Origin of the sequence: Acidithiobacillus marinus, from assembly GCF_002847505.1 — a bacterium.
Lineage (GTDB): Bacteria > Pseudomonadota > Gammaproteobacteria > Acidithiobacillales > Acidithiobacillaceae > Acidithiobacillus > Acidithiobacillus marinus.
The window spans coordinates 43683-68752 of sequence record NZ_MXAV01000008.1 but is presented as its reverse complement, the minus strand read 5'-3'; the positions used below and the strand labels follow the sequence as shown (position 1 = coordinate 68752).

Here is a 25070-nt window from a genome sequence, read left to right as displayed (position 1 = left end):
TTTTCTCCACCATGCCCATCAGGACATGCTCAGTAATGATCACTCTGCCAGATCAGGCAAACCAAGTCCGCGTCGCACACAGGCGAGCATGGCAGCCATATCCGGCGCACTCCCCACCCGCTGTGCCTGCCACATCATTTCCCCGAGGCAATCGACAAACAAATGCTCGGCATCGACCTTGCCGCGTTTTTCACAGGCCAGGGCGTAAAGTGGCACGATACCCTGTGGCTGCTGCATTGCCAACATTTCCGCCAGCCCCAGATGCAGGGACATGTGCAGAAAGGGATTGCTCTGGCCCTGCTCCGGGGGAAAATCCCGCTCCAGGCCGCGCTCGGCATCTTCGAGCAAGGACTGATATTCCGGATGTTCAAGGATGATCTCGACAATGCGGGTCTGGACGCCCTCCAGCGGACGGCCGGCGCGAAAAGCCCGCCAACTGTCGAGAAAGACTTGCCGATATGTTTCTCGTTTACTGCCATAAAGCATAATAATTAGCCTGCCAATGTCTGGTTGACCATCATAGGACCCATTGTCGTGGGTAGGAAAGAACCGTTTTTTGTGGTAAATAAGGCAAGTCTTAAACAAAGCCTGCTTTGTTTACATTAAAAGCACTTATCGCAGCATTATTTCAGCGGGAGATCAGCGCATCATGGCCAACGCGAATACAGTACCAGCAGCAGTAGTAAGTCTCAATGAACGCCAGTGGGAAGGGCTCGGAAAAGTCGGCGATGCCGCCCTGCAGGTCCAGGATATGCTGCAGATGCTCCGCGATGTTCTCAATGAACTCCCCCAGGCAATCGACACCGACAAGCTGATGGAAACCATGCAGCCCTACATGGAAAAACTCCAGGGCATCTCCGAATCCCTGCAGTCTTTCGTCAAGGGTAACTCTGATGAAGAACCTCTGGATCGCCTCCGTGCCCTCATCAACGATGCCCAGAAAGCTGAACTCGACAAAACCCTGAAAGAAGTCCTGCAACTGCTTGGCAATCTGCAGCGTTCCGGATTTTTTGCCTCGGTGGCCGCTCTCAGTGCTGAACTGAAATGCCCGATCATCGGCGAAAACCCGGAAGAAATGGTGCAGAAAATCCATAGCAGCACCACTACCATTCAATATTGGGTGGAAAGTGCCAAACAAGGTGTTGGCGTAGTGGGCAACATGGTGGGGCAACTGGATTTGCCTGACCGCCTCGACGAAATTCAGGAAATGGCCGACCAGTGGATTCAGATGGCCAAACGCGCCCAGCGTCTCATTCAGGGTGATGCTCCAGACCTGCAAACCCGCCTGAGCGGCATGCTCGACATGGCCGAGATTCTCGGTGGGCAGATGAATATTGCCATCGGCACCCTGCGCGACACCATGCCGGAAGTTTTGGAAAGCGCCAATATGGGCAACGCCCTGGCCAGCATCGGCTCCGGCGGCAATCGTTGGATGCAGGTCGCCATGCGCGTCAAGAACCTCACCCAGGGTGACGGCTCAGTAGATATGGTTACCCGCGTGGAAGGCTTGCTGGATCAGGTCGAGCACCTGGCCGGTTATGCTGCCAGTGCCGGCTTCTTTGTGCAGGCGGGCAAGGATGGTGTTGGTGCGGTAAAGGGTATCATCAACGATATCGATCTCCCCGAAAAACTGGATGATCTGGCTGAAGAAGCTGAAAAATGGCTGAAAATTGCCATGCGCGCCAAGAATCTGGCCCAGGGAGATGCAGACAGCCTGGCCGACCGGGTGGGTGGCCTTCTCAAAATGGCGGAAACTGTCGGTGGCTCCCTGCAAGAAGCCGCAAAGGCGCTGGAAGCCAAGGGGATTCGCCTGGAAGACATTCTCACTCCGCGTGGTGATCTGAGCATCGCCTTTGGCACCGGTGCCGACTTCGTCGCCGAATTGTGGCATGACGGCACCATTCAGCACATTGGCAGCACCATCAGTCAGGGCGCCCTGGTCTGGATGGAAATTGCCCAGATTGGCACCAAAGCCCTCAAGGGAGATGCGGAAAGCATCAACCACCGGATCAAGGGCATTGTCCAGGGACTGCATGATGCCCATCTGGTGGATATGCTACCGGAAGTGTTTGCACTGGTAGGCAACCTGCAGAAAGCCGGCCTGGTGGGCAAAATCAACATGGTCATGAGTAAGGTCGTGCCCATGATGCCCTCGGATGCCGCCTTTGCCGGTGGCGTGGACAAGGCCGTCAAGGCGCTGGAATTGACCAAAACCGAAATGCAGAATGAAGCCAACAAGGGCGGCGGTATTTTTGGCCTGATGAAAATCGTCTTCGCCAAGGACACCCAGTACCTGCTCAAGTTTTTCATCCGTTTTGCGACGATTTTCATGAAGTCGCTGAAAGCCAGTTAAGCATTCCCTTATTCTGGCTGCATAAAAGCCCCGGCTTGTTGACAGGCCGGGGCTTTTTAGTAGTTATTGATGGACTCGCTGATCATGGCCCTCCTTGATGAAAGCCACCACATCATCCAGCACCGGGGCCATCCAGCGTAATGGCTTGGCAAAAGCACCAATCAAGGTTTCGTGGTTTACTCCCCGATACATTTTCAATTCGACACTGACCCCCGCCTTTTTTAACATGGCCGCCAAGGCTTCGGTATTCACTTTTGGGTTCACCAAATCGTCATGAACAGCAGCCCCTAGAAAAGTTCTGGGGATATCCGCATTATTGGCAAAATCAATAGGCATACTATCAGGGGGATAATCCGGGTAGAAAAATATGGGGCGAACCGGTTTGTAAGTAATTGGATAAAAATTGTAGGGGCCTGCCAATCCTATCCAGCCACTGAAAATATCCGGCTTGAGTCCCACCGCTTGCAGCCAGCGCGGATCCATCACCAACATGGCGGCATTATAGCCCCCCGCACTATGGCCCATGATATAAAAATCCCGGATATTGCCGCCAAAAGCGGCGATGTGCTGATAAGTCCAGGCTACCGCACGGGCATTATCCCTTAAAAAGTCAGGATAACGTACCTGTGGATAAAGACGATAATTGGGTATGACCACCACCAAACCACGGGCGGCCAAGGCTTCTCCGACAAACTTATATTCTTGCCTGCTGCCACTATCCCAGCTACCGCCGTAAATAAACAGCACTACAGGGTAGCCTCCCGCCGGTTCAGGATAACCATCTTTGGGAACCGGTCTATATACATCCAGATGCCCGCGTGCCAAATGCTGATAACGAATATCCTGAGTGACCTTATAGGTATTCGTTGGGGTAAGACGATTGATGATTTGCAGAGGGGAACAGGCGGAAAGAACGCCCGTCACCCCGGCAACGAACAAATTGCTCATTCTCACAGCGAAGGACATGATTGGTTATCCACAAAAAACACTGAAAAATTAAACGTAAACCCCGTCATCAGAACCTGAATGAATAAGCAACCCCTCGGGTATTAACCCAACGGACCATTGGCCGTAACAATTTGCGGTTCCATGGCTGCCAGTTGCGCCAAAAGATAGTTCTGCGCTGGTTTGGCAATATCCCGTTGATCCATCGCCTTGATCATATCCTGCGCCAAATAATTGAATGCTGCTGTGGTAACGTGCAAGTTCTTGTGCGCTGCCGTCATGGTCGGACCAGTGTAGGTGCAGGGTCCGCCCACCACTTCGCAAACCTGTTGCGTCAGATTATATTTAAGGGCCTTGATGTTGGTATGGGCAAAATAATAATTGATATGGGGATCTGCCGCCACATAACCAACGAACGTATTAATGAGCGCTTTAACTCCGGACTTGCCACCAAAAGCATCAATATGATTTTGAATCGGCATTTTGATATCTGCCCGCTGCACCGATGCAGCACTGGGAGCGGCCTCAGCCAAAGGAGCCGCGAAGCTCACCGCCAATCCTGCTATCACTACTGCAATTCCTGATCTCAAACATTTCATTGACTTCTCCTTAACATCGTTTTCAGCTTCAACATGGAAGGCAATTGCCCCTACAAAGATAAATACGGATTTTTTGGGCAGACGGATGCGGCAGGATTTTTTGCATCCAGATCAGCCTATTCCACGTAATCATTGCCATGACAGAAATATGACTGGCTGGCCTGAAGGAAACCATCCAAACAGGGAGCATTGGTGAAAAAGATTATTTTGAGCTTTGTATTTATATGGTTTTTTATCGGTAGCCTGGCACATTTCATCTTTACAAACAGTGAAGCGAAAATAATTCCGGGCTATATCCCCTGGCATGTTGCCGATGTTTATGTGAGCGGTTTTCTTGAAATGCTCGGAGCCCTGGGATTATTATCAAAAAAGACCAGATCCTATGCCGGATTCGGTCTTTTCTGTTTAACCATTGCAGTGACGCCAGCCAATGTTTACATGGCAATGCATGCATCAAAATATCCAGATATAGCTCCCTGGACACTCAACGCCCGGCTCGTCTTTCAACTCGTTTTTTTGTGGATGATCAGTTGGTCCAGCGAAATAAGATGGCGACTCCACTAGCAGGGTGAGCAGGCAGCCGTCCTGAAATTTCATGCCCCATGTTGCGCCCACCACTCCCGCGCCTTTTCCGCAGCAGCTTTTGCCGCAGCGGGGTCAGCCAGCCAGGCCTTGGCAAGATCGATCAACTGATTATTATCCTGCGCCCAAACGGCCCCGCCCGCGCCCAGCAATCCTTGGCGTAGCGCATTATCGGGCATTTTCGGGCCGAGAATCAGCGGGCAACCATCGGCAATGGGTTTGGCGAGGTCTACAGCCCCGCCCGCCAGGGTGCCTCCGGGCACACAAAAATCCGCGCAGGGATAAAAGGCATCGCGCACATCAACGGTTTCTACAAAATATACCCGCGTCTTCAGCGGTACATAACTGGTAAACAGGCGACTGTGGCGAATAGTCTGGAGATGATACTTGATGGCGTCGCGGTATACCGGTTCATAACGCTCTTCCCGGTCGGGGGCAAGAATCATGATGCCCATTTTCACCCGCATCAAGCTCAGAAAAATGCCGTAGGCTTCGGCGTCTTCTCCTTCATGCAAATTCGGAAAGTACACGACACAGCGTTCCCGATCCCGATACTCCTTAAAGCGTTCGCACCACTCCATCCCACCCACTCCTTCGCTGCGGATTTATAGCTCGTCCGATCATAGGCGACCTGAGGCCATCATTCAAAAAGTGATTTGTGATATGTTAGCAACAAGTCACTCACTGAAGAACCCAAAATGTTACAAATCCTCTTCGTGCTTTCGGAAATGGTGCCCTACTCCAAAACTGGTGGCCTGGCGGATGTCGGAGGAGCCTTACCCCTCGCTCTGCAGCAACTGGGAGATGATATCCGGGTGCTGGTCCCCTGGTATGGCCGTCCCGAGCAAAACGAAATGCATCGTCTTTGCGCCGTCAACGTGCCCTACACCCATGAGCCAGCCGAGCTCTGGATAACCACAAACCGCCCCCAGGTCTATTTCCTGCGCTATCCCGCCTATTACGAACGGGAGGGCGGTCCCTACCAGAACGCCCTGGGCCAGGACTGGCCCGACAACCCCCGGCGCTTTGCCCTGCTCAACCGGGTGGCGGTGGAACTGGCCCAGGGACGGATATCGGGCCTGGATTGGCGCCCTGATCTGGTCCATGTGCATGACTGGCAAACCGGGCTGATCCCCTATCTGCTGGAACTGGAAACCCGGGTGGGTAGCACCCGGCCCGCGACTCTATTCACGATCCATAATCTCGCCTATCAAGGCCGTTTCGACCCGGCCATCATGAATGAGCTGCATCTGCCCGGCGCCGATTTTCACTGGCAGGGAACGGAATTATACGGGGCATTTTCCTTTATGAAAGCTGGCCTGGTGTATAGCGACAGGCTCAGCACCGTCAGCCCGACTTATGCGCAGGAAATCCAGACTGACGCTTTTGGCATGGGACTGCAAGGACTGCTTCAGCAACGCGCCAGCCAGCTCAGCGGCATTCTCAACGGAGTGGACGAAGTGCACTGGAACCCCCGCGCCGACCCTTATCTTCCGGCCCATTATCATGCCCGCAATCTGGTAGGCAAAAGTCAGTGCAAAATCCAGCTCCAGCAGCAACTTGGCCTGGAATCACAACCGGATACTTTCCTGCTGGGCATGATCAGCCGCCTGGTCGAACAGAAAGGCATCGACATGGTCCTCGACGTGCTTCCAGATTTATTGCAGCGCGGCATGCAGGTGGCCATTCTCGGCAGCGGCGAAAAGCATTTCGAAGCCCGATTGCAGGAACTGGCCGCCATCCATCCCGGTCGTCTGGCAGTCCACATTGGTTTTGACGAAGGACTTTCCCACCGCATTGAAGCGGGTGCCGACGCCTTTCTCATGCCCTCCCGCTTTGAGCCCTGCGGCCTCAACCAGATGTACAGCCTGCGCTACGGAACACTCCCCATTGTCCACCAGACCGGCGGGTTGGCCGATACTGTTGTGGATGCGGGCGATATTGCCCGGGATCACGAACGCAACGGCTTTGTCTTCAGCATGGCCCACAGTGACGACCTCCACCATGCAGCACTCCGTGCTGCAGCCCTCTTCCAGCAACCAGCAGCCTGGCAGCGGCTCCAGCAACAGGCCATGGCCGGAAACTACAGCTGGGAGCACTCAGCCCTGGCTTATCAGCGGCTTTATCAGCAGATTCTGGCACGCCCATAAAACCCAAAACATGGTCATACCGTTCTGAAAACCAGGTCATTGGAGATCATTATCCCCGTAAAAAAGCTTTTACGTTGCGCCAGAGCCATAAACCGCTACAATGCTGCGATGACTTTTATCCCACATGCATGAGGAGTCGCACGATGTCAGGTCATTTCCCCTTTTCCGGCAAAGCCAACCGCGTATCCGTGTTTGCCTTTTTTGAAGCCCACAACTGGAGTCTCGAAGCCCAGGAAAAATACTTGGAAGAATGGTACAAATGGGCCAAGGACTACGTCATGAATGATCCTGACCTCAAGGCGGCCAAGGGCGTATTGTTCGCCGGCGATCATTTCGGTACCCATGCCGGTCACGATTTCCATCTGCATGGCTACGCAGTCGCTACCCGGATGCTGGATCTGGGTGAACTCATCAAGGGCAACATTCTGCCCAAACTGGATTCTGACATGATGCACGCCCTGGAACACGATCACGAAGAATGGATTGCTGCCGCCAATGAAGTGGCCGCCAGCCATCCCCGCGCCGAAGTACCGGAAATCGGTCGTTACCGTCACGTCTGATTATCCTGCCGGTCAGCAGCTGCGCGTCTACTTCAGCTGCTGACCGGTCAAAACCCTATGGATGCCAAACACGTCAAACAGTGCTTTGCCGCGCTCCGCGCCAGCATCCCTGAACCCCGCACCGAACTCCACTATGCCAGCCCCTTTCAACTGCTGGTAGCCGTTGTGCTCTCTGCCCAGAGTACCGACAAAGTCGTCAATCTCTGTACTGCCACCTTGTTTGCCGCTGCCCCCGATGCCCTTAGCATGGCTGCCCTGGGCGAGGAAGGCATCAAAGCGCATATTCGCCGTCTTGGTCTGTTCAACGCCAAAGCCCGGCATGTCCATGCCCTGGCTGAACAACTGCTGGCCCAGCATCACGGTGAAGTACCCGCAGAGCGCAAAGCGCTGGAAGCCCTGCCCGGGGTCGGCCGTAAAACCGCCAATGTGGTGCTCAATACCCAGTTTGGACAACCCACCATTGCGGTGGACACCCACATTTTCCGGGTTGGTAATCGGATTGGCATCGCTCCCGGTAAAACGCCACTTGCGGTAGAACAAGCCCTGCTCAAAAAGGTACCCGGCGAATATCTGCAGGATGCCCATCATCTCCTCATTCTGCATGGCCGCTATACCTGCACCGCGCGCCGTCCTCACTGTGAACGCTGCGCGCTCTACCACTGCTGCGCCTGGCCCGACAAGGTACTGTGGGTCCAGCGAAAGTAGCCAGCGGCTTTGCATGCGGCCCTCAGACTCCGGCAGACCTGCTCCAATCAGCCATCGCCGAAGCCCGGGAAAAGCTCTCCGGCCAGCGCATTACAGGCGCTTTGTTCTTGTTCAGCCCGACGTTGGTGGCCATCAGTCCAGCCATGCTGCAGCAACAGATGCGGGCGCTCTCCTGCCTGCAAATAGCTACCGGCACCTTTCCGGGCATATTTACCGAAAAAAACCAGGCGCTCGGAGAAAACGCCTGCGCCGTCCTTCTCCTTTGCGCCCCGCTGGGATTGATCCCGCAAGCTCCGCAAAAAAACCATGCTGCCCTGGCCTGGGGCCGTCTGGAGCACCTGCAAGGGGACTGGCTGAAGCAAGCTCCCCGCTTTGGCAGCCTCAGCAGTCGGAGCGGGCGTTTCTGGTATCAGGCCAGCCCCCGCGACAACCTGGAACTGGGCTTTTCGGGAGTCAGCACCGAGAGCCTCTGGTCCGCTGGCCTACGCACCCTGAGCGCACCGCTACCGGTGCATCTGCAGGAAGGCAGCCTGCTTCTGCAACTGGAACGCTATATGGCCCTGCCCCTGCTCGCCCAGAATATTCCCGTCAGCATCCGCAAGGATAGCCGCCTGCCGCTGGAACAACTGCTCGTGGGCGAAATCCGTGCCGACGCCTTAGCCGATGCGCCACCTGAATGGCTGCATATCCGTGCTACCGACCTCAATCGCAGCGGGCTCTGGCTGGAAAGGCCCCTGGCTGATCACGCCCGGGCTTTTCTCAGCCTGCGCGATCCGGCCATTGCCGAACGCGATACCCGCATCGTCCTGGACCAGTCAGCGAGTAGTCATCCACCCCTTTTCGCCTGGATCTCCAGTTCCATCGGACGAGATGCCGGATTTTTTGGGCAGGATGATCGGGATTTAAGTATCTGGCGGGAGCAGTATCCGGATATACCCATGCTTGGCGCCTATGGTATGGGGGAGCTGTTCCCCCGCCATCAACGTGCTCATTTCTTGCGCTACAGCAAGGTTTACACTTTGTTTTCAGGGACGGCAGTGGAATCTACTTGATCTGCCCATACTTTTCGCCCATCTTCAACCAAATTAGGTCATATTGGCCCATAGTTGTTGCATCTCCATCTTGAGCACACCTTGGTTCATGCCTAATAAATGTGCTTGAATGTTTAAATACGCCAACTGCCAGAAAAGATTCATCATGCGCCAGCCCGACAAACGCTCCGTCATCTTTTTTTTCCTGCTGATGATGTTCGGCTTTACCGTAGCCCGAGCGAGCACCTATTTACTGCCTTCTGCTGGTGACAACATGGTAGGCGCCATTCAAAGCGTTACCGCCCGTCATGAAGACACCCTCTCAGATATTGCCCGGCAATATGATCTCGGCTACGACCAGATTACCGCCGCCAACCCCCGAGTCGATCCCTGGCTGCCGGGAGAAGGCACCCGCATTGTGCTGCCCACGGAGTATGTCCTGCCCGACGCTCCCCGTCAGGGTATAGTCATCAACCTGGCCGCCATGCGCTTGTTTTATTATCCACCGGCCCAGGCAGGACAGCCATCTGAAGTCATCACCTACCCTATCGGGGTCGGCCGTGAAGGCTGGGGAACCCCGCTGGGTAAAACCCGCATCAGCGTCAAGATAGCCAACCCCAGTTGGACGCCTCCGGAAAGCATCCGTAAGGAACACGCGGAAAATGGCGACCCCCTGCCAGCAGTTGTTCCTGCGGGTCCCGACAACCCACTGGGGCAATTTGCCCTGCGCCTGGCCCTGCCCGGCTACCTGATTCACGGCACCAACAAGCCCTGGGGCGTTGGCATGCGCGTCAGTCATGGCTGCATCCGGCTCTACCCCGAAGATATTGCCGCACTTTTTGCCAAAGTGCCTGCCGGTACCCCGGTCCTGATCGTCAACCAACCCTGGCTACTGGGACATGACAACGGCCATGATTACCTGCAGATTTTTTCCCAGACGAGCGAAGCACCTGCAGCACAGACTCAAGAGGCTTTCACTGCCTGGCTGACTCAGCATCTACCTCCCGGCAAGGCGATTGACTCCCGTATCGCCCAAGGCTGGCTGAAAGCAGCCAACGGGATTCCGGAACCGCTTTAAGCGACAGCAATACCCCCAACGGCGTCAAGCCACCCATCCCGTCATAGGCTTGCTCTCGCTTCACTGAACCCGGGGCACTTCAGTCGCATTTTTTGCAGGCGAACACCTGGCTTGTTGATCATTCCCTCTTCCTTTGTGCCAGCCCCTTTCTTACACTGTGCGCTACTTTTACCTTCGAGATTTTTATGCGCGCCAGCCAGATTTTCATCCCCACCCTCAAGGAAACCCCTGCCGAGGCTGAACTTGTCAGCCATCAACTGTTGCTGCGCGGGGGGTTTATCCGCCGTCTGGCTTCGGGACTGTATACCTGGATGCCCCTGGGCTTACGGGTACTGCGCAGGATCGAGCGGGTGGTCCGCGAGGAAATGGACCGCAGCGGTGCCCAGGAAGTACTGATGCCGGTAGTGCAACCGGCGGAGCTCTGGCAGGAGTCGGGGCGCTGGGAAAAATACGGGCCGGAGTTGTTGCGTCTCAAGGATCGTCATCAGCGCGATTTCTGCCTGGGCCCGACCCACGAGGAGGTCATTACCGATCTGGCCCGGCGCGAGATCCATTCCTATCGGCAACTGCCCGTCAATTTCTATCAAATCCAGACCAAATTCCGCGATGAAATCCGGCCGCGTTTCGGCCTGATGCGGGGGCGGGAGTTCATCATGAAAGATGCATACTCCTTTCACATGGATCATGCTTCTCTGGAAATCACCTACCAGAGCATGTATGACGCTTACCAGCGGACTTTTACCCGTCTGGGACTGGATTTTCGGGCGGTAGAGGCAGACAACGGGGCCATTGGCGGCAAGCGCTCCCATGAATTTCATGTGCTGGCTGATTCCGGCGAAGACGCCATTGTGTCCTGCAGCCACTGCGATTATGCCGCCAATATGGAAAAAGCCAGCAGTCCGGCCCCGGCTGCCGAGCAGGAAGCCTTGCTGGAAGCCGCGCAAGTTGCTACCCCGGGGATTCGCAGCGTCAACGGGCAGGCAAAGCATTTGGGTATTGCCACCAGCAAAATCGTCAAAACGGTGCTGGTACTCGCCGAGGACAAGCCCTATCTGCTGCTCTTGCGCGGAGATGACAGCCTGAATCTGATCAAGGCCGCCCATGCCCTGCAGGTGGATGAACTGCGCATGGCGACCCCCGAAGAAGCCGAGGCGGCTACCGGCGCGCCGGTGGGCTTCATCGGCCCCAAAAATCTGCCCGAATCCCTGCCCGTTCTGGCCGACCTGCGGGTATTGGGTCTGTGCAATTTCAGTTCCGGCGCCAATATGGCCGATCTGCACTGGATCAACCTTAACTGGGAGCGCGATTTGCCTCGCCCGGATGCTGCCGATCTGCGCGAGGTGACAGCCGGTGATGCCTGCCCCCATTGTCAGCAGGGCATACTCGGCATTCGTCGCGGCATCGAGGTAGGGCATGTATTCCAGTTGGGCCAGACTTACAGCGAAAAAATGGGGCTGAGCGTGCTGGATGAAAGTGGCCGCGATGCACTGGTGACCATGGGGTGTTACGGCATTGGCGTATCCCGGGTGGCGGCGGCGGCGGTGGAACAGCATTTTGATGATCGGGGCATTATCTGGCCTGCCGCATTGACGCCCTTTGATGTGGGCATTGTCGCCATCCATGCCCGCAAGTCTCCAGAAGTGGCGGCGGCGGCGCAGGCTTTGCATGATCGCCTGGAAAAAGCGGGCTACAGCGTGCTGCTCGATGACCGGGACGAGCGCCCCGGCGTCCAGTTTGCGACCATGGATCTGATCGGCTTACCCCATCGAGTGGTGGTCAGTGACAAGGTACTGGCCCAGAATGTCTGGGAATATAGGGCCAGACGCGCCACCGAAAACACCCTGCTGAGTGAAACCGAACTCATGGCACAGCTGGCTGCCGGCTTGTCCGGCGCCGCAGATCAGGAGCAACAGAAGCATCAGGAGCAAGCCCATGGATAATAAGGTTACAGATACATTCCCGGTGCAGCATGTGGCGGTGGCGGTGGACTTCTCTGAAATGGCGGAATCAGTGGTCATGGCCGCTGCCCGGGAAGCACAGCTGCACCAAGCCCGACTGACCGTGCTGCATGTTTTTAATCCGCAGATGCTGAACTTGCAGATGCCCGAAGAAATTCTCCCGCCGACTCTGGATATCCGGGAAAAGCTGCTGCATTTGGCTCATGCCGAAATGCACAAGCTGCAGAAAACCCTCGAAGCACAAGGTCTGAAGGCGGAAGTGGTCCTGGAGGAAAGCGCCGATAATATCGGTAGAGCCATCGCCGATTATGGCCAGACCCACGCTGCCGACCTGCTGGTGGTCGGCAGCCATGGTCACAGTGGTCTGGGACGACTCTTATTGGGCTCGGTGGCCAATGATGTGCTCAACCACGCCCACTGTGCGGTGCTAGTGATCAAAGCCCTTCACTGAACCCGGGCAGCCCAATCTGTCACGGCGTTCACAAAGTCATTGCTGGCCTTGGCCATGGCGCTGGCGCCACCCGCTGCAGAAGCCTTGCTCAGCGCGACGCTTTCCGTAAACTGCTGCTGGGCAATGACCTGATAGTCATGGGCATTCACCAGCGTGGCCATGCCCGCCACCAGTGCTGTTCCCGCCTGCGCAGTACTGAAATCAACTACAAAATTGGTCAGCTGCACCTGCAGTACATATTGCGCTGCAGCACTGGATTGCCCGGAGAGTACCGCCTTCCAGGCGTGACTGCGCTGTAGCTGCTGCAACAGACGCGCGTCCATCATGGCGGCGGGAGTGCCCACCCAGCGCGCATCCCGATAGGACAGCAGCATCTGGGGATTTTGATAGAGCAGATGGTACTGGTAAGCATCTGTATCCAGCCAGGGCGACGCACTCACCAGAGCCAACTGCAAGACCACCGTGGGCGCATGCGCAAATACCTTACCGCCATCCGGCGCAGCAGGATGGAACCCATTGATGTTGTAAGGCGTCTGCCAGGGGGTAGCAGCAGCGCAGCCTCCGGCAAACACCATGACCGCTAAAATTCCCAGACGAAGGGCACCCCAGCTAGGCTGCTTTGGCGTAATGAACATGAATCAGTGTGCTCCTGCAGAAAAACCCGGCTCGCCGGGGCCGGGCGGCGGCCCCCGGGTGCCATAAATCAGGGACTGGGGTGATTGCTTCAAGGACTGACCCAGACCAGAAAGCTCTGAACTACTGTGCAACAGGCTTTGGGTCAGCCGGTTGACCTGGGGAAGGGTCTGGTAATTGAGGGTATTGATAGCCTGTTCACTGGCAGTGCTCAGTTTTTGCAAGGCTGCTGCGGCCTGGGTCGCGCTGGCCAGCGGTTTCTGAGCATTCACTGCCAGTACATCCAAATGCTGGATCAGCTGGTGGCTGGCGTCCATGGTGGACTGGGTTGCCGCGACCATGGCCGGTAGCGCTTTGAAAGCCGGCATCAGAGCATTTTCCATTTTTACGAGGTTCTGAGTGGCCTGATCGAGATGGGTCAGGGTCTGTCCGAAACGCGCCCGATTCTGATCATTGAGCAGGTCATTCAAGCGTATGGCCAGTTCATTGCCATGACTGACCAAAGATTCGCCATTGCGCGACAGGACCTCAAAAAAACTCGGGTGCATGGGGATTTCGGCGACCTGCCCCGGCTTGCGGGTAATGGGCGCAAAATCGGTGCCCTTATCCGTCAGCGACAAATAACTGAGACCGGTGACCCCCTGGGGAGCCAGTACTGCGAAAGTCGCCTTGGTGATGGGAGTGAATTTGTCCACCTTGATTCTCACCCGGATCAAACGCGGATTCTGGGGATCCAGACCGATGGCCGTCACCTCGCCTACCCGCACGCCTTTGAAACGCACCGGCGCCTGGAGACTGAGGCCGGTCACACTATAAGGCGATATCACATCAAAATTTATCCCGGGTTTTTCACCATGATGCATCCACAGGCCGACAATGACCACAGCTACGCCCAGTACCAGCAAAAACACGATAGCAACCAAGGCGTGTGCACGGCTTTCCAAGAAGGTGACTCCTGTATTTAATATCTGCCTATTGGAGCACAGGAAACGGGACAAGCCAATCCTCCGCATGCAGGACAAACAATTGACTTGCCCGAAAACCCATGACTAAATGAGGCAAACTCACTGGAGCCCCTGTAAGCCATGGATTTTGATACCCTGCGCCGTACCATGATCGACACGCAAATTCGCACCTGGGATGTGCTCGACCCGCGTGTTCTAGCCATTGTCACGGAAGTCAAAAGAGAATTGTTTGTCCCTACCGCCTATCGCCATCTGGCCTTTGCGGATTTCGCCATGCCCATTGCCCACGGTGAGTATATGTGGACGCCCAAAATGGAAGCGCGGGTATTGCAGGAACTGGATTTGCAAGAAAATCATCGGGTGCTGGAAATTGGCACCGGCACCGGCTACCTGACGGCACTGCTGGCGCGCCTGGCCGGCATGGTGCATAGCATTGAAGACCGATCTGATCTGGCCCAGCAGGCCGAGAGTCATCTGCGCGTGCAGGACATTCATAACGCCCAAATTCATGTGGGCGATGGGTCCGCAGGCTGGGACCGCCACGCACCTTATGATGCCATCTGCATTACCGGCTCCCTGCCAGTTTTGCCTGATATTTTCAAGGAACAATTGGCGGTGGGCGGGCGTTTGCTCGCCATCGTCGGAACGGGCCCGGCCATGCGGATGAGGCGCATTACCCGGACCCAACAGGACACCTATGAAAGCAGCGATCTTTTTGAAACCGAAGTCCCGCCCCTGCGTCATACACCGGCACCTCGCCCTTTTGTTTTTTGAAAGAACATGCGCATAGAGGCCCGGCAGAGCCTGCTTCTCAGTATCGACATGCAGGACCGCCTGCTCAACACTATTCCTGAGCTGACGCGCAATACGGTCATCCAGAACAGTACGCGTCTGCTGGCAGCGGCGGCGGCCCTGGAAATTCCCTGCCTGGCGACCGCTCAGTATCCCCAGGGTCTAGGTCCGATTCGTGATGACCTGCGCGAAAACTGTCCGCAAACTTTCGCCAAGACGGCTTTTTCCTGCTGGCGGGATACGGACATTCGCGACTGGCTGGAAAAACATCAGCCTCACCCGCAAGTCATGATTACCGGGGTGGAAACCCATATTTGCGTCCTGCAAACGGCCCTGGACTTGCAGCACGCCGGTTGGCAACCCGTTGTCGTCGCCGATGCCTGCGCGAGCCGTGACCCCGGCAAGGCCGAATCCGCCCTCTGGCGCCTGGATCAGGCCGGTATTCCGGTAGCAGTAGCAGAGTCAGTTTTTTATGAATGGCTTGGGGATGCATCTCATCCCCAATTTCGCAGCCTGGCTCCGGCCTGGCGCTAAAACGGAGTTATCCCTATGCATTCCCCCATCCACTACACCATCGAACTGGAACCCAACGCCCATCTGTTTCGGGTGGTGCTGGACATTGCTGAACCCGATCCCGAAGGGCAGGTGTTGGCACTGCCCGCCTGGGTTCCGGGCAGCTATACCATCCGCGATCTGGCCCGGCATATTACCGAGATTACCGCTGAATCTCTGGGAGAAGCCATTGGTTTGCACAAAATCGCCACAGATCGCTGGATCAGTGGCGCCATTCGTGGACCGCTGCGGGTCACTTACCGGGTATATGCTCTGGATCAATCGGTCCGCACCGCCTTTCTGGATCATCTCGGTGGATTTTTTAACGGCCCTGCCCTGTTTTTGCGGGTGCTGGGACAAGAAGAGCGCGGCCATACCCTGTCCATCAGCGGCCCGGAGCATTGGCAATTAGGCACAGCCATGCCCCGCGTTTCCGGAGAAACCTGGGGGTGGGGAGATTTTCAGGCCGAGAACTATCGGGCGTTCATCGATCATCCCATGCTGATGGGTACCCTCACCCTGCTGAATTTTGAAGCCGGAGGACTCCCTCACCACATGTTGATTCAGGGGAGCCATGACGCCGATTTGCAAGCGCTGGGGCGTGATCTCGCCCGCATCTGCACCTGGCAGCAGGATTTCTGGGGGGAGTCTCCCTTTGCGGAATACCATTTTCTCTGCAAAGCGCGCAGCAATGACTATGGGGGTCTGGAACACCGGGCCTCCAGTGCCCTCGTTTGTGCCCGGGATGATCTCAACGGTCGCGACCCGCAAAATTATCGCCGCTTTCTCGGGCTGGTCAGCCATGAATATTTTCACAGCTGGCTGGTTCAGGCGATCCGGCCTGCAGTGTTCAGCTCCAGCGCTCTGGATAAGGCGGAGCTCTCCCGGGATTTATGGGTATTTGAAGGCATCACCTCCTATTATGACGATTTGTGCCTGCGCCGGGCGGGACTCCTTTCTACCGAACAGTACTTACAGGGTTTGGGCAAGGAATGGACCCGTCTGCAGCGCCGCCCCGGTCAATTGCTGCAAAGTATTGCCGAATCCAGCGAAGATGCCTGGCTCAAGCTCTATCATCCCCACGTCAATAGCGCCAATTTTGAAATCAGTTACTACAACAAGGGCGCACTGCTGGCCCTGTGTCTGGACTTGAGCTTGCGCTTGGATAGCGCTGGCAAGCTGTCCCTGGACACCCTGCTCGCCCGCCTCTGGAAGGATTACGGACAGACCAAGCAGCCTTTGCCGGAAGGTGCCGCCTTGTCACTGATCGCCGATCTCGCCGGAGCTGACATGGCGTTTCAGATACAAAGCTGGCTGGAAGCACGCGCCGAACTGCCTCTGGCTGCCTTGCTGGCGCGTATGGGCATCGCCCTGCAGCAGCGCCCCGCCAGCAGCCTCAGTGATGCAGGCGGTGAAGATGCCAGCGTATTACCTGCAGCCTGGATCGGTGCGCACTGGAAATCCCATGTCCTGGGCGTGCAATTGCGTCAGATACTTTCCGGCAGCCCGGCCGAACAGGCGGGCCTGTCTCCTGAGGATATCATCATCGCCCTGGAGGGACAGCGGGCCACAGCGGAAAAATTCGCCGAAAAAATCGCTAGTAGCATTCCGGGCTGCCCGATGCAACTGCAGTATTTTCGTGATGACGTACTCTACAGTACGCAGATCATACCGGTCACCCCCGTGCAGGACACCTATTGGCTGGAATGTCTGGAGGACGTCGATGCCGTCGTGCGCGCCCGCCGTGAGGCCTGGCTTTCTCCGGCATGAGCCTGCATGTCTGGATATTTTATGCTCTCACCGTCATGGTAATTTCCGCCATTCCAGGCCCCAACATGATGCTGGTGATGAGCCATGGTGCCCTGTATGGCTGGAAGCGCTCCATGGCCACTATGGCAGGGTGCATGAGCGCCCTGTTGCTGATGATCACCCTGTCAGCAGGCGGCCTGGGACTTTTTTTTCAAACCTGGCCCCGTATTTTTGATCTGGTGCGCCTGATTGGGGCTGCTTACCTGATTTATCTGGGGATACGAGCCTGGAAAGCCGCCGGCCATGGCCCGGAAACGCTTTCCGGTCTGGCTACTGCGCAATTAAAAGCACAAAGTCCCGCGACCTTGTATCGCACCGGGATGCTGGTGACCATCACCAACCCTAAAGCCATTCTCTTTACCGTAGCCCTTCTTCCTCAGTTTATGCGCCCACATGCAAACCCGTGGGTACAATTTGCGGAGTTGATTTTTACCTTCTGGCTCATCGAAATGAGCTGGTATATGGTTTATGCACAACTGGGAACAAAAATCAGTGGCCTGTTACGTACTCCTCGCGCAAACCAGATTTTGCAACGCGCTACGGGGAGTATTTTCATGACCCTGGGTATCACTCTTTTTGTAATGGCAACCCTGAACGAGAACTAGGCGATTCATCCAGAAAACCTTTCCGTTCAGAGCGGTATCCGGTAACAGGCCTGGTCGGTACACACCATGCCGAGGGGGACGTCCCAAGGCTCGCGGGGAATATGCGCCACCTGCTGAAAGGCGTGACCCACACCCAACAGACGGGGATGTTGCCAATGTTGCCGATGGGACAAGCTGGCAAGACTGCGGTCATAAAATCCTCCGCCCATGCCCAGACGGTAACCTTCCGCATCAAAAGCCACCAGCGGCAAGATCAGCAGGTCCAGATCCTGCGGTACGAGCAATGTTACTGCGGCCACCTGGGGTTCGGGAATCCGAAAAGCATTCAGGCGCATCCGACTGTTGGCGTGGAAAGGCGCAAAGCGCAGTTTTTGGGCGAAGCTACCGGAGAGTACGGGCAAGTAAAAATGTTTGTGCCTGCTGCGCCGATGATACAGCAGTGGCAGCGGATTGATTTCACCCTGCATGGGCCAGTATAGGGCAATATGCCGAGCTTTCTGGTAGTGCCGAAGCTGGAGAATTTGCCGGCAAAGACTCAGGGAAGCCTGCTGCAATGCCTGCGGAGAAAGGGAACGGCGCTGCTGCCGCATTTCTTTTCGTAACGCGTTTTTGGTCACGTCTGAAAACAAAAAAACCTCCCGCGATGGTCGTGCGGCCCGCTACCCCCAGAACCTGATGAACAGGTGGGAATCCACACATCGCTTTAGGCTACGCCGCAAGGGCACTGCACACCACGATGATGACTGGGGACTCCCTGGATAGACAGTATTGGTTCAGGAATCGTCTCGGCCACTCGTGCCTCGCAGGAGGCAAGTTCAAGCTACTCTGCCCCTCTGGTTCTGTCAACCAGTTGCTGCAGGCGTTGCTCCACCAGCCGCAGCTCTTGCTCTCTTTCTTCCAAGGCTTGCCGGGCCCGCTGCAAGTCCGCCGCCAGGTTCACGGCCACCATCAAGGCGGCTCTTTCCCGATTCAGCAACTTGCCACGGCTGCGGGTTACTTCCAGCTGTTGATTGAGCAGCCCCACCGCCTCCAGCAAAAGATCCTGTTCTTCTTCCGCACAGGGCACCTGATAATGCTGATCAAACAGGGTGACCGTAATCTGCCTGATGGAATTTGAGGATTTTGCTTCAGACACCGTCTTCTCCCTGATGATTTTATAGGTCGTTTTCCCAGCAGTTGACCTGTGCCAGCAACGCATTCAGGCGCACACAAATTTCTTCCTGACGCTCCTGGAGCCTGCGATTTTCCGCCTTCAGCTTTTGAATCTGGGACTGCAAAGTTTGCACAGAATGGGGATTGCGGCCATCACCTTCCCGTTGACGACGCAATCCGCGATAATCCGTGATAGCATTCTCCAACTCTGCAAACAGGGACTCGAATCGGGATTCTAACACTGCGCCACCCACTTTTTAGCTGGACATTCCAATACCGAGTGTACGAAGCGCCTCTGTCATTTGCAAATTGAAGCAGGTTTCTTGCGCCCATGCCCTTATCTGAATCTTCAAAACGTACCCGCAGTTTTCGCTTTCGCCTGGGCGTGGCCGCTATTCTCATGCTTCTGGCCATACTGGCCCTGGTCTTGCGGATTGTGGATCTGCAGGTGCTGCACTATTCCCGCTTTCGCGAACTGGCCTACGACAATCATGTGGCACTGGTTCCGTTGTCACCGCCACGCGGTTTGATTCTCGCCGATCATGGTGAGGTCTTGGCCGAAAATCTCCCCACCTACGCCTTGGAAATCACTCCCGATCAGGTGCCGCATCTGCAGCAGTGCCTCGAATATTTACAGGAACTACTGGATTTGAGCCCGGAGGATCTCCAGCAATTTGCGGCACGTCGCGCTGGAAAACCGAGCTTTGATCCCATCGTTCTCAAGGCAGACCTTAATCCGACGCAAATTGCTGCGGTGTCTGTCCGTGCCTTGGAGTTACCGGGGGTTCGCATTGTTGCCATGTTGCATCGCCATTATCCTTACGATGCCTTGTTTTCCCATGTGGTGGGCTATGTGGGGCCGCTCACCGCAACCGATTTCAAGCATTTTCATGCCAGCCAATATGTAGGCCGCAATTATATTGGCAAAAACGGCCTGGAACGCTACTACGAGCGTCAGCTGCGTGGAAGCATGGGTTATGAAATCAAGGACATCAACGCCCGTGGCCTGCCGGTCGGCACCCTTCGCCAGATTGCTGCCCATCCCGGCAGCAACCTGATCACCCATCTGCGCCTGCGGGTGCAGGAAGCGGGAGCCAAGGCCCTGCATGCTAAAGACTATCGCGGTGCGGTCATCGCCATGAATCCCCAAAATGGCAGCATTCTCGCCATGGTGACCAGTCCCAGCTTCAATGCCAACTGGTTTGTGGATGGCATCAGCAACGCGCACTGGCAATCCCTGCTCCATAATCCAGGGCGCCCGCTGATGAACCGCGCCGACAATGGCTTGTATCCGCCGGGTTCCTGCGCGAAGCCTTTTTATACCATCCAGGCCATCCAGGAGGGGGTGATCAGTCCTGACTTTCACACCTATTGTCCCGGCAATTACCAGCTGGGTGGACACACTTACTGGGACTGGAACCGGGGTGGGTTCGGCGACACCGGCATCACCAAGGCGCTGGCCTGGTCCGTGGACGTTTTCTACTACAAGCTGGCCGTCAAAATGGGCATAACCATGCAGGACCAAACCCTGTGGCGCTTCGGTTTCGGCCGAAGAACCCCCATCGACCTGCCCGGTGGGGCCAGCGGTCTGGTACCCACTCCGGCCTGGAAACGGGCCCATCTCCATGCCCCCTGGTATACCGGAGATTCGGTGATTCTGGGAATCGGTCAGGGCTATTTGCTGGAAACACCCTTGCAACTGGTACGCGCCGTAGCGGCACTGGCCAATGGCGGATACCTGGTTCAGCCCCAGGTTGCCAAGGCTTTCATTGATCCGCAAACCGGCAAGACCATCCCCATTCCCAATGCCGCGCCGGTAAATCTGCATATTTCCGCCGAGGCCATGCATGCGGTACATCTAGGCATGGAAGCCTGTGTCAATACCGGCACCTGCCACACGGTCAGCATTCCCGGCATCAGCATTGCCGGCAAGACCGGGACGGCACAGGTGCCCATGGGTTACAAAAATGGTCGCACCATTTACAACAATGATTCTCTGTTTATCGGCTGGGCTCCTCTGGATCACCCTAAAATTGCCGTGGCCGTGGTAGTGGAAAATGGCGGTTACAACGCCTGGCAGGCCCTGCCGGTGGCACGGGCGGTCATCAAGGCCTACTTGCAACCCGATCAAAACCCCTCCCCCGCAACGTCGCAAAACGCAGCTGCGGCAACAGCAGCTCCAAGACCGGCAAAAACACCGGCAAAGCTTGCTCAAAACGCAAGTGCGCATTATGATGCGCCCCTCAGTCTTGGGGAGAAAGGTTCTGTCAACCCTCGCCCCGCTCAATCCACGATACAATAAGGAGTCCTGAAAATGACAGATTTTGCGATTGCGGCCATGCCGCGTGAAGAAAACGGGCGTCGTCCCAGCCGCCGTTTGCGCCGTACAGGCATGGTTCCGGCCGTACTCTATGGAGACAACAAACCGGCAACCGGCCTCAGCATCGAAGCCCGCCTGCTGCGCAAGCTCCTGGCAGACGAACGCGCCTATACCCATGTCATCACCCTCGAATTCCCCAAGGGCAAGGAAACGGCCCTGATTCGCGACATCCAGATGCATCCCTACAAGGAAGAAGTCCTGCATATGGATTTCATGCGCGTGCATGCGGGTGAAACCGTACGACTGCATGTGCCCATTCACTTCCTCCACGAAAATACTTGTGTCGGCCTCAAGGCCGGTGGTGTATTACATCGGGCCCTGAATGACGTCGAAGTGGAAGCCCCTGTGGACCGTCTGCCCGAAGCCATTGAGGTGGATATTGCCCAGTTGGAAAAGGGCGAGAGCTTGCATTTGTCCCAGATCAAGGTACCGGCTGGCGTTACCCTGATTCCGTTGCAGCATGAGGACGACAAGGAAGTCGTCTCCATCCACAATCCCCGTACCGGCGCTGAAGCGGAAGAAACGCCCGAAGCTGCCGAGTGAGATAACATGGACTGGCTGCTGGCGGGGCTGGGAAATCCCGGAGCGGAATACGCCCGCACCCGCCACAATGCTGGTTTCTGGGCGCTCCAGACTTTTGCAGAAAAGACTGGAGCGTCTTTGCGTATGGAGTCGCGCTGGCATTGTCTGGCTGCTGTGGTACAGGATTCAGGGCAGCAACTGGGCATGTGCATGCCCCAGGATTTCATGAACCGCAGCGGGGGTCCGGTGCAGGCCATGGCGGCTTTTTACAAGGTTCCTGCGGCGCGCATTCTGGTCATTCATGACGAGCTTGATCTCCCCCCGGGTACTGCCCGGCTGAAATGGGCGGGCGGACATGGTGGTCATAATGGCTTGCGCGATCTCAACCGGGCTCTAGGAACCCGGGAGTACTGGCGTCTGCGCATCGGTATCGGCCATCCCGGGCACAAGGACGCGGTCATCCATTATGTCCTTGGCGCCCCGCAGGCAGCGGATCAAGAGGCGATAGATGCCGCCATTGACCGCAGCCTCGCCGTTCTCCCGGACTTTCTCCAGGGGCGCAGCGATGCGGCGCAAAAAACCCTGCATAGCGATTAGGAGTGTGATATGGCTTTGGCCTGTGGCATCGTCGGTCTTCCCAACGTGGGTAAATCCACCCTCTTCAATGCGATCACCAAAGCCGGTATCGCGGCGGAAAATTATCCTTTTTGTACCATCGAGCCCAATGTCGGCCTGGTATCCGTACCGGATCCTCGCCTGCAGGCCCTGACAGCAATCGTCAAACCCCAGAATGTGGTGCCGGCCACCATGGAATTTGTGGACATTGCCGGACTGGTGGCTGGCGCTGCCCAGGGTGAAGGGCTGGGCAACCAGTTTCTCGCCCACATTCGTGAAACTGATGCCATTGCTCTGGTCACTCGCTGTTTTGACGACCCTAATGTAGTCCATGTCAGTGGTCAGGTAGATCCTGTGGCCGATCTCGATACGGTGCTGACCGAACTGATTCTAGCCGACATCAGCACGGTCGAAAAAGGTCAGGCGCGGGTGGCCCGTCAGGCCAAGGGTGGGAATAAGGAGGCGGTGGCCGAAGCTGCCGCCATGGCCCGTCTGCTGCCTCATCTCAACAGCGGCAAGCCAGCAGCAAGCCTCGACCTGAGCGCCGAAGAAAAAGTCCACTTACGCGGATTATTTCTGCTCACCATGAAACCCATGATGGTCATTGCCAATGTGGCGGAAGACGAAATTCAGGATGGCCCCTGGCGTCCTCTTCTGGAAGCCTGGGCGGCTGAACGCCATGCCAGCGTGGTCCCGGTCTGTGCGGCCATTGAATCTGAACTCGCAGAACTGGAACCCGACGAGCAAAATGCGTTTCTGCAGGATCTGGGCCTGGAAGAACCGGGGCTCAATCGCATCATCCGCGCCGCCTATGGCCTGCTCGGCCTGCAGACCTATTTTACGGCCGGTGTCAAGGAAGTACGAGCCTGGACCATTCCGGTGGGCGCCACAGCCCCCCAGGCAGCTGGCGTGATTCACAGCGATTTCGAAAGGGGTTTTATCCGCGCCCAAACCATCGCCTATGCCGACTTCATCCAGTACCGGGGGGAGCAGGGAGCCAAGGAAGCCGGCAAAATGCGTGCCGAAGGCAAGGAATATGTGGTGCATGACGGGGACGTGCTGAATTTTCTGTTTAATGTTTGACGAAAGCCATACACCCTACAACAAACAATACAACAACATGAAATAATAGATGATTTTCCTTGAAAAGCTCTCTCTGAACTGGCAATAATCAAGTGGGATAATTCCCGTTTTATAACCACGTTCAAGGAGAATGATCATGAGTTTGCTTGATTCAGCCATGTCCGCACTCGGCGGTGGATCTGACAGTACCCAGAGTTCCCTGCTGGGCGAAGCCATCCACTTTGTACAAAATCAGCCGGGCGGCCTGTCCGGCCTGGTACAGCAACTGCAGAGCCAGGGGCTAGGCGATGTAGTGCAATCCTGGATTAGTAACGGCGCCAATCAACCCATTACCGCCGATCAGATCCAGCAGGTACTGGGCAGTGATACCGTGCAACAAATCGCCGGTAAAATAGGCATTGACCCCAATACGGTAGCGAGCGGTTTGTCCCAGGTCTTACCCGAACTAGTGAATCAGCTGACGCCCAACGGCGAAGTACCCGCCGATAGCAATCTGCTGAGTGATGGTCTTAACATGCTGAAAGGAAAACTGTTTTCCTAAACGTTTTGCCTCGCCTCCGCAGCATCTGCTGGAGGCGGTCCAACATTGATCAGGGGCGCTAGTTCCTGCAGCGCCTGCCAGTAAACCCGGCGTTTGAAAGCGATGATTTCCCGGGCCGGCATCCAGTAATCCACCCAGCGCCAGGTTTCAAATTCCGGATGCTGGGTGGTCAAGGTGTTGATCTCGGCCTCATCTCCTTCAAAGCGCAGCAGAAACCATATCTGTTTCTGACCGCGATAGCGGCGCCGCTGCGCCCGATGCCGGGAACAGGGGACTTCATAGCGTAACCATCCCTGGGTGCGACCGATGATACACACATTGGCCGTACCCACTTCTTCTTCCAGCTCGCGAAACATGGCCTGTTCCGGCGTTTCGGCACGATCGATGCCACCCTGGGGAAACTGCCAGGCGTTCTCCCCCCGGCGTTTGGCCCACAACACCTGATTGTACTCGTTACAAATAATCATGCCCACATTAGGGCGATAGCCGTCTGCGTCTATCATATTCATCGTCTCTACCGATGCCTTTTGCCCAATATAGCACGCGGCAGAGCGGACGTCAGTCTGTCAGACTGTGTAAAATTTCCAGGGGATAGCGCTTGCCGGCCAGATAATCGCCAATACAACGCTGGACCATGACATTCCGCAGATGTTCGTGCGCTGCGTCCACTTCCGCAGGAAGCATCCACACCGGGCCGATAATGCCCGTGTCCAGTGCATAGTCCTGGCGCTGAGGGCCCAGCTTTCCGCCAAAAGCAAAACGCAAATAGGTCAGGTCCTTGCCGGGGTGCTCCCAGTGATAAATCCCCGTGAGATATTCAGGCTCAAAGGCATAAGCGGTTTCTTCCAGGGTTTCCCGGATGACGGCATCCAGCAGACTTTCACCCGGATCCCAATGACCGGCGGGCTGATTGAAGCAGCGCCGACCTTCTACCATTTCTTCCACCAGCAAAAACCGCCCCGCTTCTTCGACCACAGCCGCCACCGTCACATGGGGTTTCCAGACCATG

Annotated in this window: 29 protein-coding genes and 1 other RNA gene; 18 read left to right on the top strand and 12 right to left on the bottom strand. The window is 56.2% G+C overall.

Going from position 1 to position 25070, the window contains the following annotated elements:
* Positions 1-39: 39 nt before the first annotated feature.
* Complete coding sequence (locus B1757_RS03430; RefSeq protein ID WP_101536987.1) at positions 40-486, bottom strand: DUF1841 family protein; 447 nt, start codon at positions 484-486, stop codon at positions 40-42.
* A 163-nt stretch (positions 487-649) separates the two neighbouring features.
* On the opposite strand from B1757_RS03430, the gene B1757_RS03425 reads away from it, so the two are divergent.
* A complete protein-coding gene (locus B1757_RS03425; RefSeq protein WP_101536986.1) occupies positions 650-2353 on the top strand; it encodes a hypothetical protein in 1704 nt (567 codons plus the stop codon).
* 63 nt (positions 2354-2416) lie between these two features.
* Here the strand turns inward: B1757_RS03425 and B1757_RS03420 are convergent, their stop codons facing one another.
* On the bottom strand, positions 2417-3319 hold the full coding sequence (locus B1757_RS03420) for an alpha/beta hydrolase (RefSeq protein ID WP_101536985.1): 903 nt from the start codon (positions 3317-3319) through the stop codon (positions 2417-2419).
* Positions 3320-3402: 83 nt separating this feature from the next.
* Positions 3403-3897 carry a group I truncated hemoglobin gene (locus tag B1757_RS03415; RefSeq protein WP_253253685.1) on the bottom strand — a complete coding sequence of 165 codons (495 nt, stop codon included), beginning with the start codon at positions 3895-3897 and terminating at the stop codon, positions 3403-3405.
* A 192-nt stretch (positions 3898-4089) separates the two neighbouring features.
* On the opposite strand from B1757_RS03415, the gene B1757_RS03410 reads away from it, so the two are divergent.
* Positions 4090-4461, top strand: coding sequence for a DoxX family protein (locus B1757_RS03410; RefSeq protein WP_216360812.1), 372 nt, complete (start codon positions 4090-4092; stop codon positions 4459-4461).
* Between the two features lie 29 nt (positions 4462-4490).
* Here B1757_RS03410 and B1757_RS03405 read toward each other — a convergent pair whose 3' ends face one another.
* Positions 4491-5060, bottom strand: coding sequence for a 3-deoxy-D-manno-octulosonic acid transferase (locus B1757_RS03405; RefSeq protein ID WP_101536984.1), 570 nt, complete (start codon positions 5058-5060; stop codon positions 4491-4493).
* 117 nt (positions 5061-5177) lie between these two features.
* On the opposite strand from B1757_RS03405, the gene glgA reads away from it, so the two are divergent.
* The 7 genes from glgA to B1757_RS03370 all read left to right on the top strand — a co-directional run bounded on the left by glgA (position 5178) and on the right by B1757_RS03370 (position 12412).
* Positions 5178-6629, top strand: coding sequence for a glycogen synthase GlgA (gene glgA / locus B1757_RS03400; RefSeq protein WP_101536983.1), 1452 nt, complete (start codon positions 5178-5180; stop codon positions 6627-6629).
* 143 nt (positions 6630-6772) lie between these two features.
* Complete coding sequence (locus B1757_RS03395) at positions 6773-7189, top strand: hypothetical protein (RefSeq protein WP_101536982.1); 417 nt, start codon at positions 6773-6775, stop codon at positions 7187-7189.
* Positions 7190-7246: 57 nt separating this feature from the next.
* Positions 7247-7894, top strand: coding sequence for an endonuclease III (gene nth, locus B1757_RS03390; protein ID WP_101536981.1), 648 nt, complete (start codon positions 7247-7249; stop codon positions 7892-7894).
* Positions 7876-8946 carry an FIST domain-containing protein gene (locus tag B1757_RS03385; RefSeq protein WP_101536980.1) on the top strand — a complete coding sequence of 357 codons (1071 nt, stop codon included), beginning with the start codon at positions 7876-7878 and terminating at the stop codon, positions 8944-8946. The genes nth and B1757_RS03385 overlap by 19 nt, the downstream gene beginning before the upstream one ends.
* Before the next feature lie 109 nt (positions 8947-9055).
* On the top strand, positions 9056-10003 hold the full coding sequence (locus tag B1757_RS03380; RefSeq protein WP_253253684.1) for a L,D-transpeptidase family protein: 948 nt from the start codon (positions 9056-9058) through the stop codon (positions 10001-10003).
* A gap of 185 nt (positions 10004-10188) precedes the next feature.
* Positions 10189-11943 (top strand): proline--tRNA ligase, encoded by a 1755-nt coding sequence (locus tag B1757_RS03375; RefSeq protein ID WP_101536978.1) that lies wholly within the window; start codon positions 10189-10191, stop codon positions 11941-11943.
* Positions 11936-12412 (top strand): universal stress protein, encoded by a 477-nt coding sequence (locus B1757_RS03370; RefSeq protein WP_101536977.1) that lies wholly within the window; start codon positions 11936-11938, stop codon positions 12410-12412. The genes B1757_RS03375 and B1757_RS03370 overlap by 8 nt, the downstream gene beginning before the upstream one ends.
* Here B1757_RS03370 and B1757_RS03365 read toward each other — a convergent pair.
* Both B1757_RS03365 and B1757_RS03360 read right to left on the bottom strand, forming a co-directional pair.
* Positions 12406-13047: an ABC-type transport auxiliary lipoprotein family protein gene (locus B1757_RS03365; RefSeq protein WP_101536976.1), complete on the bottom strand. Its 642-nt coding sequence runs from the start codon at positions 13045-13047 to the stop codon at positions 12406-12408. The genes B1757_RS03370 and B1757_RS03365 overlap by 7 nt on opposite strands.
* Positions 13048-13050: 3 nt before the next feature.
* A complete protein-coding gene (locus B1757_RS03360) occupies positions 13051-13989 on the bottom strand; it encodes an MlaD family protein (RefSeq protein ID WP_101536975.1) in 939 nt (312 codons plus the stop codon).
* 141 nt (positions 13990-14130) lie between these two features.
* Between B1757_RS03360 and B1757_RS03355 the strand changes: the two genes are divergently transcribed.
* From B1757_RS03355 to B1757_RS03340, 4 genes are read left to right on the top strand one after another with little or no spacing between them, the layout of a single operon-like run.
* Positions 14131-14784: a protein-L-isoaspartate O-methyltransferase family protein gene (locus B1757_RS03355; protein WP_101536974.1), complete on the top strand. Its 654-nt coding sequence runs from the start codon at positions 14131-14133 to the stop codon at positions 14782-14784.
* 6 nt (positions 14785-14790) lie between these two features.
* On the top strand, positions 14791-15336 hold the full coding sequence (locus B1757_RS03350) for an isochorismatase family protein (protein WP_101536973.1): 546 nt from the start codon (positions 14791-14793) through the stop codon (positions 15334-15336).
* 15 nt (positions 15337-15351) lie between these two features.
* The gene (locus B1757_RS03345) at positions 15352-17124 is read left to right on the top strand and encodes a M61 family metallopeptidase (RefSeq protein WP_101536972.1); all 1773 of its coding nucleotides are present in this window, start codon (positions 15352-15354) and stop codon (positions 17122-17124) included.
* A complete protein-coding gene (locus tag B1757_RS03340; protein ID WP_101536971.1) occupies positions 17121-17768 on the top strand; it encodes a LysE family translocator in 648 nt (215 codons plus the stop codon). Before B1757_RS03345 ends, B1757_RS03340 begins: the two co-directional genes overlap by 4 nt.
* Before the next feature lie 26 nt (positions 17769-17794).
* Here the strand turns inward: B1757_RS03340 and B1757_RS03335 are convergent, their stop codons facing one another.
* The 4 genes from B1757_RS03335 to B1757_RS03320 form a co-directional block, all read right to left on the bottom strand.
* On the bottom strand, positions 17795-18397 hold the full coding sequence (locus B1757_RS03335; RefSeq protein WP_253253683.1) for a 5-formyltetrahydrofolate cyclo-ligase: 603 nt from the start codon (positions 18395-18397) through the stop codon (positions 17795-17797).
* Positions 18398-18399: 2 nt separating this feature from the next.
* Positions 18400-18580: non-coding RNA, 6S RNA (ssrS, locus tag B1757_RS03330), on the bottom strand.
* Between the two features lie 8 nt (positions 18581-18588).
* Positions 18589-18903, bottom strand: a complete 315-nt coding sequence (locus tag B1757_RS03325) for a cell division protein ZapA (RefSeq protein WP_101536970.1) — start codon at positions 18901-18903, stop codon at positions 18589-18591.
* A gap of 19 nt (positions 18904-18922) precedes the next feature.
* Positions 18923-19162, bottom strand: coding sequence for a hypothetical protein (locus B1757_RS03320; RefSeq protein WP_101537008.1), 240 nt, complete (start codon positions 19160-19162; stop codon positions 18923-18925).
* Positions 19163-19251: 89 nt separating this feature from the next.
* Between B1757_RS03320 and mrdA the strand changes: the two genes are divergently transcribed.
* The 5 genes from mrdA (at position 19252) to B1757_RS03295 (ending at position 24061) form a co-directional block, all read left to right on the top strand.
* Complete coding sequence (mrdA, locus tag B1757_RS03315) at positions 19252-21222, top strand: penicillin-binding protein 2 (RefSeq protein ID WP_101536969.1); 1971 nt, start codon at positions 19252-19254, stop codon at positions 21220-21222.
* A gap of 12 nt (positions 21223-21234) precedes the next feature.
* Positions 21235-21843: a 50S ribosomal protein L25/general stress protein Ctc gene (locus B1757_RS03310; RefSeq protein WP_101536968.1), complete on the top strand. Its 609-nt coding sequence runs from the start codon at positions 21235-21237 to the stop codon at positions 21841-21843.
* A 6-nt stretch (positions 21844-21849) separates the two neighbouring features.
* A complete protein-coding gene (gene pth / locus B1757_RS03305; RefSeq protein WP_101536967.1) occupies positions 21850-22419 on the top strand; it encodes an aminoacyl-tRNA hydrolase in 570 nt (189 codons plus the stop codon).
* A gap of 9 nt (positions 22420-22428) precedes the next feature.
* Positions 22429-23520: a redox-regulated ATPase YchF gene (ychF, locus tag B1757_RS03300; RefSeq protein WP_101536966.1), complete on the top strand. Its 1092-nt coding sequence runs from the start codon at positions 22429-22431 to the stop codon at positions 23518-23520.
* Between the two features lie 136 nt (positions 23521-23656).
* Positions 23657-24061, top strand: coding sequence for a YidB family protein (locus B1757_RS03295; RefSeq protein WP_101536965.1), 405 nt, complete (start codon positions 23657-23659; stop codon positions 24059-24061).
* Here the strand turns inward: B1757_RS03295 and B1757_RS03290 are convergent.
* Both B1757_RS03290 and B1757_RS03285 read right to left on the bottom strand, forming a co-directional pair.
* Complete coding sequence (locus B1757_RS03290) at positions 24058-24564, bottom strand: RNA pyrophosphohydrolase (RefSeq protein ID WP_101536964.1); 507 nt, start codon at positions 24562-24564, stop codon at positions 24058-24060. The genes B1757_RS03295 and B1757_RS03290 overlap by 4 nt on opposite strands.
* Positions 24565-24619: 55 nt before the next feature.
* A complete protein-coding gene (locus B1757_RS03285; RefSeq protein ID WP_101536963.1) occupies positions 24620-25069 on the bottom strand; it encodes an NUDIX hydrolase in 450 nt (149 codons plus the stop codon).
* Position 25070: the final 1 nt, after the last annotated feature.